The sequence below is a fragment of the Georgenia sp. Z1491 genome (assembly GCF_049856175.1).
Taxonomy (GTDB): Bacteria; Actinomycetota; Actinomycetes; order Actinomycetales; family Actinomycetaceae; genus JB111.
The window spans coordinates 26,938-42,140 of record NZ_JBNDNA010000020.1 but is presented as its reverse complement, the minus strand read 5'-3'; the positions used below and the strand labels follow the sequence as shown (position 1 = coordinate 42,140).

General features: G+C 72.3%; 11 protein-coding genes and 1 rRNA gene. 6 read left to right on the top strand and 6 right to left on the bottom strand.

Annotated features, from left to right (window positions below; genetic code table 11):
- Positions 1-250, bottom strand: a 16S ribosomal RNA gene (locus ACPYO4_RS15095); the annotation flags it as partial.
- A 953-nt stretch (positions 251-1,203) separates the two neighbouring features.
- On the opposite strand from ACPYO4_RS15095, the gene ACPYO4_RS15090 reads away from it, so the two are divergent.
- Positions 1,204-1,752, top strand: a complete 549-nt coding sequence (locus tag ACPYO4_RS15090) for a DoxX family protein (protein WP_425710077.1) — start codon at positions 1,204-1,206, stop codon at positions 1,750-1,752.
- 151 nt (positions 1,753-1,903) lie between these two features.
- Here the strand turns inward: ACPYO4_RS15090 and ACPYO4_RS15085 are convergent, their stop codons facing one another.
- From ACPYO4_RS15085 to gatC, 4 genes are read right to left on the bottom strand one after another with little or no spacing between them, the layout of a single operon-like run.
- On the bottom strand, positions 1,904-3,364 hold the full coding sequence (locus ACPYO4_RS15085) for an NAD-dependent malic enzyme (protein ID WP_425710076.1): 1,461 nt from the start codon (positions 3,362-3,364) through the stop codon (positions 1,904-1,906).
- A 54-nt stretch (positions 3,365-3,418) separates the two neighbouring features.
- On the bottom strand, positions 3,419-4,918 hold the full coding sequence (gene gatB, locus ACPYO4_RS15080) for an Asp-tRNA(Asn)/Glu-tRNA(Gln) amidotransferase subunit GatB (protein WP_425710075.1): 1,500 nt from the start codon (positions 4,916-4,918) through the stop codon (positions 3,419-3,421).
- On the bottom strand, positions 4,915-6,423 hold the full coding sequence (gene gatA, locus ACPYO4_RS15075; protein WP_425710074.1) for an Asp-tRNA(Asn)/Glu-tRNA(Gln) amidotransferase subunit GatA: 1,509 nt from the start codon (positions 6,421-6,423) through the stop codon (positions 4,915-4,917). Before gatA ends, gatB begins: the two co-directional genes overlap by 4 nt.
- A complete protein-coding gene (gene gatC / locus ACPYO4_RS15070) occupies positions 6,420-6,719 on the bottom strand; it encodes an Asp-tRNA(Asn)/Glu-tRNA(Gln) amidotransferase subunit GatC (protein ID WP_425710073.1) in 300 nt (99 codons plus the stop codon). The genes gatA and gatC overlap by 4 nt, the downstream gene beginning before the upstream one ends.
- Before the next feature lie 45 nt (positions 6,720-6,764).
- On the opposite strand from gatC, the gene ACPYO4_RS15065 reads away from it, so the two are divergent.
- Together ACPYO4_RS15065 and ACPYO4_RS15060 are read left to right on the top strand one after the other, a co-directional pair.
- Positions 6,765-8,015: a phospholipase D-like domain-containing protein gene (locus tag ACPYO4_RS15065; RefSeq protein WP_425710072.1), complete on the top strand. Its 1,251-nt coding sequence runs from the start codon at positions 6,765-6,767 to the stop codon at positions 8,013-8,015.
- 342 nt (positions 8,016-8,357) lie between these two features.
- Positions 8,358-9,347 (top strand): hypothetical protein, encoded by a 990-nt coding sequence (locus tag ACPYO4_RS15060; protein WP_425710071.1) that lies wholly within the window; start codon positions 8,358-8,360, stop codon positions 9,345-9,347.
- Positions 9,348-9,516: 169 nt separating this feature from the next.
- Here the strand turns inward: ACPYO4_RS15060 and ligA are convergent, their stop codons facing one another.
- A complete protein-coding gene (gene ligA, locus ACPYO4_RS15055) occupies positions 9,517-12,042 on the bottom strand; it encodes an NAD-dependent DNA ligase LigA (protein WP_425710070.1) in 2,526 nt (841 codons plus the stop codon).
- Positions 12,043-12,185: 143 nt separating this feature from the next.
- Between ligA and ACPYO4_RS15050 the strand changes: the two genes are divergently transcribed.
- The 3 genes from ACPYO4_RS15050 to ACPYO4_RS15040 all read left to right on the top strand — a co-directional run bounded on the left by ACPYO4_RS15050 (position 12,186) and on the right by ACPYO4_RS15040 (position 15,116).
- Positions 12,186-12,932 (top strand): SOS response-associated peptidase, encoded by a 747-nt coding sequence (locus tag ACPYO4_RS15050; RefSeq protein WP_425710069.1) that lies wholly within the window; start codon positions 12,186-12,188, stop codon positions 12,930-12,932.
- A 169-nt stretch (positions 12,933-13,101) separates the two neighbouring features.
- The gene (locus ACPYO4_RS15045) at positions 13,102-14,373 is read left to right on the top strand and encodes a sensor histidine kinase (protein WP_425710068.1); all 1,272 of its coding nucleotides are present in this window, start codon (positions 13,102-13,104) and stop codon (positions 14,371-14,373) included.
- On the top strand, positions 14,370-15,116 hold the full coding sequence (locus ACPYO4_RS15040) for a response regulator (RefSeq protein WP_425710067.1): 747 nt from the start codon (positions 14,370-14,372) through the stop codon (positions 15,114-15,116). Before ACPYO4_RS15045 ends, ACPYO4_RS15040 begins: the two co-directional genes overlap by 4 nt.
- The last annotated feature ends 87 nt before the right edge of the window (positions 15,117-15,203 follow it).

The window sequence follows — 15,203 nt, the reverse complement described above, 5'->3', positions numbered from 1 at the left end:
CAACAAGCTGATAGGCCGCGAGCCCATCCTCCACCGATAAATCTTTCCACACCCACTCATGCGAGCAGATGTCATATCCAGTATTAGCCCCGGTTTCCCGAGGTTATCCCGAAGTGAAGGGCAGGTTACTCACGTGTTACTCACCCGTTCGCCACTGATCCACCCAGCAAGCTGAGCTTCACCGTTCGACTTGCATGTGTTAAGCACGCCGCCAGCGTTCGTCCTGAGCCAGGATCAAACTCTCCGTAAAAGTTTCGCACCCACACCAACCCCAAGGCCAGCGCGAGCGACTATCCATACGAAGACCAACCCAACCCCCAACAAGGAGCCAGGCGATCCCAACCAACCCCACCAACCCAGGAAAAACAAGCTGGCAGAGCCAAAAAAACAAACAAAAACATGCGAGGACACCAACACACCCAACCAACCCACAACGAGCCGGCCACGACGCATCGACACCCCCACACACATGGCATCAAAAACAATCACGCACTGTTGAGTTCTCAAACAACCCACCCACAACACCCAGACCCAGAAACACCCAGGCCCACAGCATCAGGGCAACTTGAATACCTTAACCATCTGTTTCCCGGCTGTCAACCTGCTCTCGACGAGCTCGTGACGTGCCGTTCTTCATGATGGCACCGACGCGCACTGGCCATGGGCCGGTAGTTGTCGGTGTGGCCTTCGGGACCGGCCACCAGCTGGTGTCCGTCTCTCCCGTTCAGGCCTCGTAGAGATTAGGCCGGGCGGCTCGCGATCGGCAAGCCAGCGGGCCGTGCGCTCGGTCACAGGTCTGGTTTCGCCCGAGATTCCAACGGTTCACTGCCGTTGGCTGCCGGCGCTGCGGTCGCTTCGCCACGTTGGTCGCGGCCCTGCTCGTCGAGCATCTTGTGCTTCAGGTCGGCATGTCTCGCGTGCCGGGCCGACTCCGCGACCATCCGTGCGCCGGACGCTATGTGAGTGCGCCGCCCGGGCGCGGCCGGGACAGGTGCTCACGCCACCTGCGTCCGAGGCCGGGACGCGTCCTCGCACCACGTCTGCGGCCGGGACACGGCTCCCGAGCGGTCCGCAGGGATGACCTCCCGAACGATCTCTCCGATTGGGACCTTTAGCCCACGAGAGTGGCGTTCCGGCAGGGCACGATCTACCTGTACCGACCAAGCAGCGGCCCACCCGCTGATCCGACACAAGGAGCTCGCCATGGCCACCACCACCGCCGGCACGCGGTCCGCCACCATCTACCAGGACGACATCATCAAGAGCTCGTCCGCCCGCGTCTTCCTCGGGCTCTCCCGCATCGGGATCGGCCTGTACTTCCTCTGGGCGTTCCTCGACAAGACGTTCGGTCTCGGCTTCGCTACCGAGTCGGCGAACTCGTGGATCAACGGCGGCACGCCGGCCCAGGGCTACATCAACGGCGTGGCCGTCAACGGTCCGCTCGGCGGCTTCTTCGAGCTGTTCGCCAACCCCTTCGGCGACATCCTGTTCATGGCCGGTCTGCTCGGCATCGGCGTCGCGCTCGTCAGCGGGGCCGGCCTGAAGATCGCCGCGGTCTCCGGAGCGCTGCTGCTGCTCTTCATGTACCTGGCCCAGCCCCCGTTCGCGGTCGACGCCGCCTCGAACCCCATCCTCGACAGCCACGTCCTCGAGGGCTTCCTCGTCGTCATCCCGGCGCTCACGCTCTCCGGCGACACGCTCGGCATCGGCAAGTGGTGGGGTGGCATCGTCGGCAACGGCTGGCTGCGCTGACGACCGTCCAGCACAGACGGCCGGCACGCACGGACGACAGGCCCGTACGGGCACGCCCCGCACGAACGAAGGACCCGCCCTCCGGGGCGGGTCCTTCGTTCGTGCGGGGCGGCCGGGCTGCTCGTGGCGGCCGCACGGTGTCAGGCCGCGATCAGACGACCTCTGCCCACGGGGCGCGCGGCGTCGCCTCGGTCTTCGCGGTCGGTGCCTTGCCCGCCGCCTTGGCCAGCTGCTGGGACGCGTAGCCCTGGACGGCCTCGGCCACCGCCTCACCGACGCGCGGATCGAACACGCCGGGGATGATGAAGGACGGGTTGAGCTCGTCCTCGCTCACCACCGAGGCGATCGCGACGGCCGCGACACGCAGCATCTCGGAGTCGATGTGCCGCGCCCCGGCGTCGAGCAGCCCCCGGAACAGCCCGGGGAAGGCGAGCACGTTGTTGATCTGGTTCGGGTAGTCGCTCCGCCCGGTAGCGACGACAGCGGCCGTGCGCGACGCCTCCGCCGGGTCGACCTCCGGGTCCGGGTTCGCGAGCGCGAAGACGATCGCGTCGTCGGCCATCGTCGCGACGTCGTCGCCGTTCAGGATGTCCGCCGACGAGACGCCGACGAAGACGTCCATGCCGGCGAGGCCCTCCTTGAGGGAGCCGGAGAAGCCCTCGGCGTTGGTGTTGTCCGCGACCCACTGGCGGTGGGGGTCGGACTCCGGGTGTCCCGAGTGCAGAGCACCGTTGCGGCCGAACGCGACGATGTTGCGGGCCCCCTGGGCGATGAGCAGCTGGATGATCGCGTGCCCGGCGGCCCCGACGCCGGAGACCGCGATCTTCACGTCCTCGAGCTTCTTGTCCACCACGCGCAGCGCGTTGATGAGGGCGGCGAGGACGACCACGGCGGTGCCGTGCTGGTCGTCGTGGAACACCGGGATGTCGAGCTCGTCGCGCAGACGCGCCTCGATCTCGAAGCAGCGCGGCGCCGAGATGTCCTCGAGGTTGATGCCGCCGTAGGCCGGGGCGATGGCCTTGACGATGGAGATGATCTCCTCGGTGTCCTTCGTGTCGAGCGCGACCGGCCACGCGTCGACGTTGCCGAACTCCTTGAACAGCGCGGCCTTGCCCTCCATCACGGGCATCGACGCCTCGGGGCCGATGTCACCCAGGCCGAGCACGGCGGTGCCGTCGGTAACGACCGCGACCGTGTTCCGCTTGATCGTCAGCCTGCGCGCGTCCTCCTTGTTCGCGGCGATCGCCTTGCACACGCGGGCGACGCCGGGCGTGTAGGCGCGGGAGAGGTCGCGCCGGGTGCGCAGCTGGACCTTCGAGGTCACCTCGATCTTGCCGCCGAGGTGGAGGAGGAACGTGGAGTCCGAGACCTTCGAGACGCTCGCGCCCTCGACCGCCTCGATGGCGTCGCGCACCCGCTCGAGGTGCTCGCCGTCGATCGTGTCCGCCGTGATGTCCACCGTGAGCCCCTCGGCCCCGGAGTGGACGACGTCGACGCCCATGACGGAGCCGCCGGCGTCGACCACGGCGCTCACCACCTCGGCCGTCGCGCGCGGCGAGGTGCCGACGAGCACCCGCAGGGTCGTGGTGTAGGACGGGCTGGGCACTGCCATAGGGACCTCCGTGGTCGTGATGTGGACGAAACTGTAAGGGATCGCGACGGTCCGTCAGGTCCGGACGCGTTCGAGGACGAGCTCCTTGACCCGGGCGGCGTCCGCCTGGCCCCTGGTGGCCTTCATGACGGCGCCGATGACCGCGCCGATCGGGCCCAGGTTGCCCGAGCGGATCTTCTCGGCGATGTCGGGCTGCGCGGCCAGGGTCTCGTCGATGACGGCGAGCAACGGACCGTCGTCCGAGACGACGGCGAGCCCGCGCGCCTCGACGACCTCGGTCGGGCCGCCCTCGCCCGCGAGCACGCCCTCGAGGGCCTGGCGGGCGAGCTTGTCGTTGACCCGTCCGGAGTCGACGAGGCCCTGGAGCTCGGCGACCTGCTCCGGGCTCACGCCGACCGCGTCGAGCTCGACGCCGCGGGAGTTGGCCGTGCGGGCGAGCTCGCCCATCCACCACTTCCGGGCGGAGGCGGGCGACGCGCCGGCGGACACCGTGGCCTCGATGAGGTCGAGCGCGCCGGCGTTGACGGCGTCGCGCATCTCCGGCTCGCTGAAGCCCCACTCGCCGATGAGCCGACGTCGACGCAGCGCCGGCAGCTCGGGCAGGGCGGCCCGCAGCTCCTCGACCCACTCGCGCGAGGGCGCGACCGGCACGAGGTCGGGCTCGGGGAAGTACCGGTAGTCCTCGGCGTCGGACTTCACGCGGCCGGCCGAGGTGGTGCCGGTGTCCTCGTGCCAGTGGCGCGTCTCCTGCGTGATGCTGCCACCGGCCGCGAGCAGCGCGGCCTGCCGCTGGATCTCGTAGCGCACGGCCCGCTCGATCGATCGGAACGAGTTGACGTTCTTCGTCTCGGTACGCGTGCCGAGCGGCGCCTCGGGGCTCTCCCGGAGGGAGACGTTGACGTCCGCGCGCACGTTGCCGCGCTCCATGCGTGCCTCGGACACGCCGAGCGCCCGGAAGATGTCCCGCAGGGACTGCACGTAGGCGCGGGCGACCTCGGGCGCGCGCGCTCCCGTGCCGACGATCGGGCGCGAGACGATCTCCACCAGCGGCACGCCGGCCCGGTTGTAGTCCACGAGCGAGTACTCGGCGCCCTGGATCCTCCCGGTCGACCCGCCCACGTGCGTGTTCTTCCCGGCGTCCTCCTCCATGTGCGCCCGCTCGATGGGGACGGTCACCTCGGTGCCGTCCGCCAGCTCGACGGCGAGCTCGCCGTCGTAGGCGATCGGCTCGTCCGACTGGGAGGTCTGGAAGTTCTTCGCGAGGTCCGGATAGAAGTAGTTCTTCCGGGCGAACCGGCAGGACTCGGCGATCTCGCAGCCCAGCGCCAGCCCGATGGTCACGGCGTGCCGGACCGCTGTGCCGTTGACGGCGGGCAGCGCGCCGGGCAGGCCGAGCGAGACGGGCGTGACGTGCGTGTTGGGCGCGCCGCCGAACTCGTTGAGCGCACCGTCGAACATCTTGGTCCGGGTGCCGAGCTCGACGTGGACCTCCAGGCCGATGACCGGGTCGAACCGGCGCACGGCCTCGTCGTAGTCCATGAGGGTGTCGGTCATCGCTGCGCCTCCGTCAGCTCCGGGGCCCGGTCCAGCAGCGGACCGCCCCACGTCTCGTCCAGTGCCCGCTCGAGCGCGCCGCCCACGCGGTAGAGCAGCGCGTCCTGCCGCGCGGGGGCGATGATCTGCAGCCCGACGGGCAGGCCGTCGTCGGACAGGCCCGACGGCAGCGACATCGCAGGGACCCCGGCGAGGTTGGCGGGGATCGTGGCGATGTCGTTGAGGTACATCGCCAGCGGGTCGTCGATCTTCTCGCCGATCGGGAACGCCGTGGTCGGCGCCGTCGGGGAGACGAGGACGTCCGCCTGCGCGAAGGCCGCGGCGAAGTCCCGCTGCACCACCGTGCGCACCTGCTGGGCGGCGCGGTAGTACGCGTCGTGGAACCCGGCGGACAGCGCGTGCGTGCCGAGGATGATGCGCCGCTTGACCTCGTCGCCGAACCCGGCCCCGCGGGTGGCGGCCATGACGCGCTCCGCGGTCGCCGGCCCCTCGGACGGCTCGACCCGCAGGCCGAACCGCATGCCGTCGTAGCGGGCGAGGTTGGAGGAGGCCTCCGCGGGGAGGATGAGGTAGTAGGCCGCGAGCGCCTGCTCGAAGGACGGTGCGGAGACCTCGACGATCTCGGCCCCGCCCGCGCGGAGCACGTCGAGCGCCCCGTCGAAGGAGGCGCGCACGCCCGCCTGGTAGCCGTCTCCGCCGAGCTCGGCCACGACGCCGACGCGCAGGCCCTGCAGCGTCCCCGTGCGGGCGGCCTCGACGAGCCCGGTCGCCGGGTCGGTGAGCGAGGTGGCGTCCAGCGGGTCGTGCCCGCCGACGACCTCGTGCAGCAGCGCCGCGTCGACGACGGTGCGGGAGACCGGTCCGATCTGGTCGAGCGAGGAGGCCAGGGCGATCGCCCCGTAGCGCGAGACGCCGCCGTAGGTGGGCTTGACGCCGACGCTGCCGGTGACCGCGGCGGGCTGGCGGATCGAGCCGCCCGTGTCCGAGCCGAGCGCGAGCGGCGCCTGGAACGAGGACACGGCGGCCGCCGAGCCGCCGCCGGAGCCGCCCGGGATGCGGGTGAGGTCCCACGGGTTGCGGGTCGGCCCGAACGCGGAGTGCTCGGTGGAGGAGCCCATGGCGAACTCGTCGAGGTTGGTCTTGCCGAGGATCGGCATCCCGGCGGCGCGCAGTCGCGTGACGACGGTCGCGTCGTAGGGCGGCAGCCAGCCCTGGAGGATCCGGGAGCCGGCCGTGGTCGCCTGCCCGCGCGTGACGATGTTGTCCTTCACCGCGATCGGCACGCCCGCGAGGGGGGACAGCTCCTCGCCGGCCGCGCGGCGCGCGTCGACGTCACGCGCGGTGCCGAGCGCGGCGTCGGCGCTGACGTCGAGGTAGGCGTGGACGTCGGCGTCGACGGCGGAGGTGCGCGCCAGGTGCGCCTCCGTGAGCTCGACGGAGCTCACCTCGCCGGCGGCCAGGGCGGCCGCCTGGTCGGCGGCGCTCATGCGGGTCAGGTCGCTCACGCCTCCTCCCCCAGGATCTGCGGGACGAGGAACTGGTCGTCCTCGGCGGCCGGCGCGGCCGCGAGCACCTCGGCGAGGTCGAGCCCGTCGGCGGGCTCGTCGTCCCGGAAGACGTTGACGAGCGGCAGCGGGTGCGAGGTCGGCGGCACGTCGGGCGTGGCGATCTCCGAGACGCGCTCGACGGCCTGGGTGATCACCTCGAGCTCCCCGGCGAGACGCTCGATCTCGTCCGGGGTCAGCTCGATGCGGGCGAGCGCCGCGACGCGCGCGACCTCGGCGGAGTCGAAGGAGGGCATGCGTGGAAGTCTAGTTCCATCAGCGGTGCGCCTAGGCTGGCGCCCATGCCCCGCAGGACGTTCGACACGCTGCTCCGCACGGGCGTGCGCGTCGCCGCCGTCACCGCCGCCGCCCAGCTGACGGCCGCCGGCGGGATCATGGCGGTCGACCACCTGCGCAAGCTCCGCGAGCCGCTGTCCGGCGAGTTCCCGGCCACCGAGCCGGTCGACCTCGACGTGCACGGCTCGCAGATGAAGGTCTTCACCTACGGCCAGGACCTCTACGAGGACATGCTCGCGGCCATCGAGGGCGCCACGCGGTCCGTCTACTTCGAGACGTTCATCTGGAAGCGCGACGACACGGGACGGCGCTTCAAGGAGGCCCTCGAGGCGGCGGCCCGGCGCGGGGTCGACACCTATGTCGTCTTCGACTCGTGGGGCAACCTCAACCAGGGCCTGCATTTCTACCGGTTCGCGGACCTTCCCCACCTGCACGTGCGGCGGTTCCCGCTCATCCGGCCGGGCCTGCTCATCGGGAACATGCGCCAGACCGGGCGCGACCACCGCAAGCTCCTCGTCGTCGACGAGACAACCGGCTACGTCGGCGGGTACAACATCGGCGACCTCTACGCGACCACCTGGCGCGACACGCACCTGCGCGTGACCGGGCCGGCGGTGTGGGAGCTGGCCAACGCCTTTGTGGACTTCTGGAACGACCACCGCACGCGCAGGCTGCCCGAGCTGCCCGACCCGGGTGCCCGCGAGTGGCTCGCGCAGATCGAGGCCCGCTCGAACACGCCCCACCGCATGCTCTTCCCCGTGCGCGGCATGTACCTCGACGCGCTCGACCGGGCCGTGGACACCGTCGACATCACGATGGCGTACTTCATCCCCGACCGGGAGATCCTGCGCGCGCTCACCTCGGCCGCCGCCCGGGGCGTCCGCGTACGGGTGATCATCCCCCACCGCACCAACCACGTCCTCGCCGACTGGGTCTCGCGCCCCTACTACGACGACCTGCTCCAGGCCGGCGTGGAGCTGTGGCTGTTCAAGGACGCGATGGTGCACTCCAAGACGATGTCCGTGGACGGGCGGTGGACGACGATCGGCACCGCGAACATCGACCGGATGTCCCTGCAGGGCAACTTCGAGGTCAATCTCGAGGTGCACGACGACGGGCTCGCCGAGCACATGGCCCGGGTCTTCGACACGGACCTGACGAACTCCATGCAGCTGACGCTCGAGGAGTGGCGGGCGCGGGGGTGGTGGCGCCGGCCGCTCGAGCGCCTTGTCCGCCCCCTGGGGCCGCTCCTCTAGCTCCCACGTTCGTCGAGTGTGCGGTTCACGGTCGCCGAGAGTGCGGTTCACGGTCGTCGAGTGTGCGGTTGCTGGTCGTCGAGTGTGCGGTTCACGGTCGTCGAGAATGCGGGCCGCTCCACAGGCACTGTCCGGACACCGGCATCCACAGCCCGCAGGTCCTGCCGAGCCACCGTCCTTCCGGGGCGCCACGATCACTCCATGACGACCGCGTCTCCGCAGCCGAGCCCACCACCCGTTCCCGAGATGCTGTCACGTGTGCCCGCATGGCCCTGGCGGACGTCCGACGGACAGTCCTCGACCGGCAGCGACGGCGGTGGCCACTCACGACAGTCGGAGCCAATGGTGCCGTCCCGCCTACGGCGGGGCTCCGTCGTCGGGCTTCCGACCACGGTCGAGGGAGCGGATCGCGCAAGGCTCGAGCACCGGGCCCGCATCTACGCCGTTCATGACCGCCTGAAGACGCCGCACACGTTCTGTCTGTCCTCGGCCGCGATCCTGCTCGGCCTCCGTACGCTCGACATCCCTCACAAGGTGCAGCTCGTCGTCGGGCCCGGCGCCGCGACCGAGTCCGCCGACGACGTCGAGCGGCACCGGTTCGTCCTCGACCCCGCGGACGTCACCACCGCGCACCACGTCCCCGTGACGACCCCGCGACGCACGGTTCTCGACCACGCCAGGTTCACCCGCCCGGTGGCAGCGCTCGTCGTGGCCGACCACCACCTTGCCCGCGTGTCCGCGCCCGACCGGCGCGATCGAGCACCCGGAGAACGGCGGGCCGGACGCGAACGTCACGAGCTGCTTCTCGCGCTCGGCCGGCTCCCCCGTGGTGCGCGCGGCAGGCGCCGTGCACTGGACATCCTGCAGTGGACCATGCCGTGGGCCGAGTCCGCGTGGGAGTCGGTGACCCGCTGGATCGTCCTCACCTGGGGGCGCCGCGACGTCGTCGCCCAGGTCGAGATCAGGTGCCACGACCGGACCTGCTATCCCGATCTGGCGATCCGCATCGGCACTCTCGACGACGGCCAGCCGCGGTGGCTCGTGATCGAGTTCGACGGACACGTGAAGTACGTCGGAACGGCCGAGGAGATCCGCGCGGTCCGTGCGGACCAGGAGGCGCGTGAGCAGGCGCTCGTTGCTGCGGGGCATGCGGTGACCCGGCTCGAGGCCGCGACGGCTGCCCACCCGATCGACGTCATCGCCCGGCTCAGCGCGGCGATCAGGTCGGCTGGCGGGAGCGAGGAGTTCGTGCCCCTCGAACCGGTGCTCGGCCTGATGCCTCCCGAGCGCGCGACGGCGAAGGGGCGCCGCACGAGTGCGCGGCGGCGGTGAGACCGGCGCAACGATCTGACACCGGGACACTGGCGACGGGGACGACGGGCGGGCCCGCTCACGGTGCAGGCGGGCTTGCTCAACCGCACTCTCGGCGACCATCAACCGCACCCTCGAGGTGGGCCAACCGCACTCTCGGCGACCGGGAACCGCACGCTCGACGACGTGGTCAGGGCGCGGGGACGGCCGCGTCGAGGCCCTGCTCGAGCAGCCTGACGAAGCCCGCCTCGTCGAGCACGGGCACGCCCAGGTCCCGCGCCTTCGTCTCCTTCGAGCCGGCGTTCTCCCCGGCCACGACGACGTGCGTCTTCTTCGACACCGACCCGGACGCCTTGCCGCCGCGCGCGAGGATCGCCTCCTTCGCCGAGTCGCGGGTGAACCCCTCGAGGGAACCGGTGACGACCACGGTGACGCCCTCGAGCGTACGCGGGGTGTCCGCCGAGGCCTCCTGCTCGGTCCGCACGCCGGCAGCGGCCCAGCGCTCGACGATCTCGCGGTGCCAGGCCACGTCGTCGGCGTCCACGGCGTCGACCTCGGTCTCCGCCACGTCGTCGCCGTCGACGACGGGCTGCGCTCCCGCGTCGTCGATCGCCTCGTCCTCGCCGTCGCCCCCTCCGTCCGCCGTGACACCCGGGCTGCCGTGGTACCAGGCGAGCACGGACGCCGCGATCGTCGGCCCCACCCCGTCGACCTCGGCGAGCCGCTCGACCGGGGCGGAGAAGATCGCCTCGAGCGAGCCCATCTCCGTGGCGAGCGCCCGCGCGGCGGTCGGGCCCACGTGCCGGATCGACAGGGCGACGATCACCCGCCACAGGTCCTTGTCCTTCGCCTCCTCGAGCCCGGCGATGAGCTTGTCGGTGGTGCCGGTGGGCCGCGGGGGCACCACCTCGTCGTCCTTGGTCTTGAACCGCTTCACGGTGCGCTGGGTCCAGAACACGCGGCGGTGCACCCAGCGGCCGGTCGGCACGAACGCCGACGAGCCGGAGGCCTCGTCGCGCGCGAGCTCGGGCCGGTAGGCGAACACCTCGCGCAGGTCCTCGGCCGTGAGGTCGAACAGGCCGGACTCGTCGGGGAGGACCGGCTCCTGGGGCGCCGGCACGTCGTCGACGTCGGTGATCTCGCCGTCCTCGGTGACCAGGGCGTGCCCGGCGGCGACGGCCGCTAGCGCCGGCTCCCGCCCCCCGGTCGGCCCGTCCGGCCCGTCCGGGTCGCGCGTGGCGTCCGGGTTCGTCAGCGCGAGCGCGGTCTCGTAGCCGAGCGCCTCGATGTCGAACGCGCCGCGGGAGCCGACGTGCTCGACGCGCTCGGTGAGCTGGGCCGGGCAGGAGCGTGCGTTGGGGCAGCGCAGGTCGACGTCGGCCTCCTTGGCCGGCGCCAGGGTGGTCCCGCAGCTCGGGCACTCGGTGGGCATGACGAACTCCGTCTCGGAGCCGTCCCGCAGGTCGACGACGGGCGCGACCACCTCGGGGATGACGTCGCCCGCCTTGCGCAGCACGACGGTGTCCCCGATGAGCACGCCCTTGCGGGCGACCTCGGAGGCGTTGTGCAGCGTGGCCATCGAGACGGTCGACCCGGCCACGAGGACGGGCTCCATCACGGCGTACGGGGTCACGCGGCCCGTGCGGCCGACGTTGACCCGGATGTCGAGGAGCGTGGTGTTGACCTCCTCCGGCGGGAACTTGTAGGCGACCGCCCAGCGCGGCACCCGGGAGGTGTGGCCGAGCCGCCGCTGCAGCGCGCGGTCGTCGACCTTGACGACGACGCCGTCGATCTCGTGGCTGCCCTCGTGCCGGGCGGCGCCGCGCTCGGCGATGAATGCCTCGACGGCCGTCCGTCCGGACAGCAGCCTGGTGAGGTCCGAGACCGGCAGTCCCCACGAGGCGAGGAGCTCGTAGAAGCCGTGCTGCGTGGTCGGCACCTCGAAGTCCTCCCCCGGCACGACGGCGCCCACACCGTGGGCGAGGAACGCCAGCGGGCGCGAGGCGGTCACTCGGGGATCCTTCTGCCGGAGCGACCCGGCGGCGGAGTTGCGCGGGTTGGCGAACGGCGCCCTGCCCGCCTCGACGAGAGCGGCGTTGAGCTCGGCGAACTCCTTGACGGGGAAGAACACCTCGCCGCGGACCTCCATGCTCACCGGGTGCGGTCCGCCGTCGAGCACGTGCGGGACGGAGTCGAGGGTGCGCACGTTGAGCGTGACGTCCTCCCCGGTCACGCCGTCGCCGCGGGTGGCGGCCCGGGTGAGCCGCCCGGCCTCGTAGGTGAGGTTGACTGCCAGGCCGTCGACCTTGACCTCGCACGTGACGGGCACGTCGGGCGCCTCGTCGGCCGCGGCCCCGGTCGCGTCGCTCACCTCGGCCCCGATGCGGGCGAACCACTCGGCGAGCTCCTCGAGGGAGAAGACGTCCTCGAGGGAGTACAGCCGCTCGGCGTGGTCGACGGCGGCGAAGTCCGTGGAGTACGTGCCGCCGACGGACTGGGTCGGCGAGTCGGGAGAGCGCAGGTCGGGGTGCGCCTCCTCGAGCGCCTCGAGCTCGCGGTAGGCGGCGTCGTACTCGGCGTCGGACAGCGTGGGTGCATCGCGCATGTAGTACGCCCACCGCGCGGCGTCGACCTGCTCGGCGAGCTCGGTCCAGCGCTGGCGGTCCTCGGGGCGTGCCGGAGCCGTCTCGGTGTCGCCCGTCTCGGTGTCGCTCATGTGGCCATCCTTGCGCAGGCCGCCGACACGGGCCGAACCGTGCTCACTCGTCACCGGCGGGGGCCCGCCGGGTGCTCGGCGGGTGCCTCGCGGATGGCCGGCGGGCCCGTCGCGGCGTCGGACCGCCGTGGCAGGCTGGGCCCATGTGCGGTCGCTACGCGAGCTTTCGGCAGGCGCAGGACCTGGCCGACGTCTTCGACGTCCACGCCGTCGCCGACGGGGTGGCGGACCTGCGGCCGTCCTGGAACGTCGCGCCCACGCAGGACGTGCTCATCGTCGTCGAGCGCCTCGTCGACGCCGAGGGCCGGATCGTCGGCCGCGAGGGTTCCGGCGAGGCGACCGGCCCCAGACGGAGCATGGAGGTCGCGCGCTGGGGTCTCGTCCCCCACTGGGCGAAGGACCCGACGGTCGGCAGCAAGATGATCAACGCCCGCAGCGAGACGGTCGCGGAGAAGGCCTCGTTCAAGGCACCGCTGCGGACGAACCGTTGCCTGGTCCTCGCCGACGGCTACTACGAGTGGCGGGCGCCCGCAAGCGGGACGGGCCCGAAGACGCCCCACTTCATCACCCGGTCCGACGGCGCTCCGATCGCCTTCGCCGGCATGTTCTCGTGGTGGCGCCCGAAGGACGAGCCCGACGCCGACTGGCTGTGCACCACGACGATCCTCACGGCCGCCGCCGAGGGTGACATGCGCGAGCTCCACGACCGCGTGCCCGTGATCCTCGAGCCCTCCGACATCGACCTCTGGCTCGACCCGACCGTCACGGACCCCGCCGAGGCGCTCGCGATCCTCGCCACGGGCACGCCCGCGCTCACCTGGTACGCGGTCTCCCGCGCCGTCAACACCCCGCGGAACAACTCCGCGGAGCTGGTCGAGCCGGTCGCGTAGGGGCGCCCGCGGCCGAGCGGCACCGGCTGCCGCTGGTGACCGCGCGGCACGGGCGGCGTGGTGCTGCCGGTGGTGGCCCCGTGGCACAGGCGGCGTCGTTCCTCGGTCGCACCGGGGTGTCCCCCGGCGGTCTGACGCCGGCCGGTGCCCGCCTCCCTAGGGTGTGCGCATGACGCCCGCCGACCCCGACCGGACCCGGCCCGTCGCGCCGCGCGCGGGACCCAGCCGGGGCGACGTGCTGGTCGCGGTCCTGGCGGGCCTCACCCTCGGGCCGCTGTCGGTCGCGAGCCTCGGCGGCGGGTGGGCCCCGGGGCTCTGGTCCTCGGGCGTGGGTGCGCTCGTCGTGATCGTCGTCGCCGGGATCTGCGCGGCGCTGGCGTGGCGCCGCTCGTCGCCCGAGACCTCGGCGGTCGCCGTGTACCTGGGCGCGCTGGCGCACGTGGTGCTCCTCGGCGTGCCGGTCCTGCCCGTCGACGTCCTCGTGCTCGTGGCCCTGTACTCGGTGACCGCCCATGGGAGCGTCGTCGGCCACCGGGTGGCGCTCGGCGGCGCCCTGCTGGGAGCTGTCGTGCTCGCCGCTGCGCTCGGGGCACCCGGCTACTGGTCGGGACCCGACATGTTCGCCGTCGTCCTCGCCACGGGCGGCGCCGCCGCCGGCGCGTGGGGCGTCGGTCTCCTGCGCCGCACGGCCATCCAGGACCGGGCACGCTCTGCGCAGATCGAGCGGCTCGCCGAGATCGACCGCGAGCGCGGCGCCCGGCTCGCCGTCACCGACGAGCGCACCCGCATCGCACGCGAGCTCCACGACGTCGTCGCCCACACCCTCTCGGTCGTCATCGCGCAGGCCGACGGCGGCCGCTACGCGGCGGCGCAGGACCCTCAGGCCGCGGAGCGGGCCCTCGCCACGATCGGCGAGGTGGGACGAGGAGCGCTGGGGGACATCCGGCGGATCCTCGGCGTGCTGCGCGGCGACGACGCCGGCGCCGCGCTCGTACCGCAGCCGGTCGACGAGGACCTCGACCGGCTCGTCGAGCAGGTGCGCGGCTCGGGCCTCGGGGTCTCGGTCGTGCGCCTGGGCGAGTCCCGCCCACTGCCCGCCGGTGCGGGCCTCATGGTCTACCGGATCGCGCAGGAGGCGCTGACGAACGCGCTCAAGCACGCCGGCCCCGCCGCCGCCGTCACCGTGCTCGTGAAGTGGTCACCGGCCGGCCTGACCCTGCAGATCGACGACGACGGGCGGGGCGCGGCGGCCCGCGGCGACGGTCAGGGGCAGGGCCTGGTGGGCATGCGCGAGCGCACCGCGGTGCTCGGCGGGACGTTGCTCGCCGGCCCGGCGCCGGCCGGCGGTTATCGCGTGCGCCTCGAGGTGCCGGTGCACGCCGGCGCGGGACCCCACGTCGGGCAGGATCGACGTCGAGCCACCGAGAGGACACCGACGTGACCGAGCCCGCAGACCCGACCGACCCGATCCGGGTGGCCCTCGTCGACGACCAGCAGCTCGTCCGGGCCGGGTTCGCGCTCGTCATCGGCTCGCAGCCGGACATGACGGTCGTCGGCGAGGCGGGCGACGGCGCGCAGGCACTGCGGATGCTCGGTGGCGTGGCGGCGGACGTCGTGCTCATGGACGTGCGCATGCCGAACCTCGACGGGCTCGCGGCCACGCGGGAGGTCACCGAGCGCGCCGCGGACGGCGAGCCCGCGCCGAAGGTCGTCATCCTCACGACCTTCGACCTCGACGAGTACGTGCTGCAGGCGATCCGCGCCGGGGCCTCGGGCTTCCTGCTCAAGGACGCACCGCCCGAGGACATGCTCGCCGCCATCCGCACGGTCCACGCGGGCGACGCCGTCATCGCCCCGTCCTCGACCCGGCGCCTCATCGAGACCGTCGCCGATCTCCTGCCACCCGAGGACCTCGCCCGGCCCGCCGTGATGGACGCGCTCACCGAGCGCGAGCGGGAGGTGCTCGTCCTCATGGCGCACGGCCGGTCGAACACGGAGATCGCCGGCGAGCTGTTCGTCGCCGAGGCGACCGTGAAGACCCACGTGGGCCGCATCCTCGCCAAGCTCACCGTCCGCGACCGCGTGCAGGCCGTGGTGCTCGCGTACGAGACCGGGCTCGTCCGGCCCGGCAGGGAGGGACAGGGCGGTCGTACGCCGTCCACCGGTCGTACGACCACGGGATGACGGCAGGTCCCGACGTCGGGCCGACGCGACGCGGCGCCGGCGTTCGTAGGTTCGGGGCAGCATCGGGACCAGGCCCGACGCCGGACG

Bases quoted from the DNA above. Each gene is read 5' to 3' on its own strand.
- gatB (WP_425710075.1), bottom strand. From the start codon at position 4,918: ATGACCGACACCCTCATGGACTACGACGAGGCCGTGCGCCGGTTCGAC.
- ACPYO4_RS15085 (WP_425710076.1), bottom strand. From the start codon at position 3,364: ATGGCAGTGCCCAGCCCGTCCTACACCACGACCCTGCGGGTGCTCGTC.
- ACPYO4_RS15050 (WP_425710069.1), top strand. From the start codon at position 12,186: ATGTGCGGTCGCTACGCGAGCTTTCGGCAGGCGCAGGACCTGGCCGAC.
- ACPYO4_RS15045 (WP_425710068.1), top strand. From the start codon at position 13,102: ATGACGCCCGCCGACCCCGACCGGACCCGGCCCGTCGCGCCGCGCGCG.
- gatC (WP_425710073.1), bottom strand. From the start codon at position 6,719: ATGCCCTCCTTCGACTCCGCCGAGGTCGCGCGCGTCGCGGCGCTCGCC.
- ACPYO4_RS15060 (WP_425710071.1), top strand. From the start codon at position 8,358: ATGGTGCCGTCCCGCCTACGGCGGGGCTCCGTCGTCGGGCTTCCGACC.
- ACPYO4_RS15090 (WP_425710077.1), top strand. From the start codon at position 1,204: ATGGCCACCACCACCGCCGGCACGCGGTCCGCCACCATCTACCAGGAC.
- ligA (WP_425710070.1), bottom strand. From the start codon at position 12,042: ATGAGCGACACCGAGACGGGCGACACCGAGACGGCTCCGGCACGCCCC.
- ACPYO4_RS15065 (WP_425710072.1), top strand. From the start codon at position 6,765: ATGCCCCGCAGGACGTTCGACACGCTGCTCCGCACGGGCGTGCGCGTC.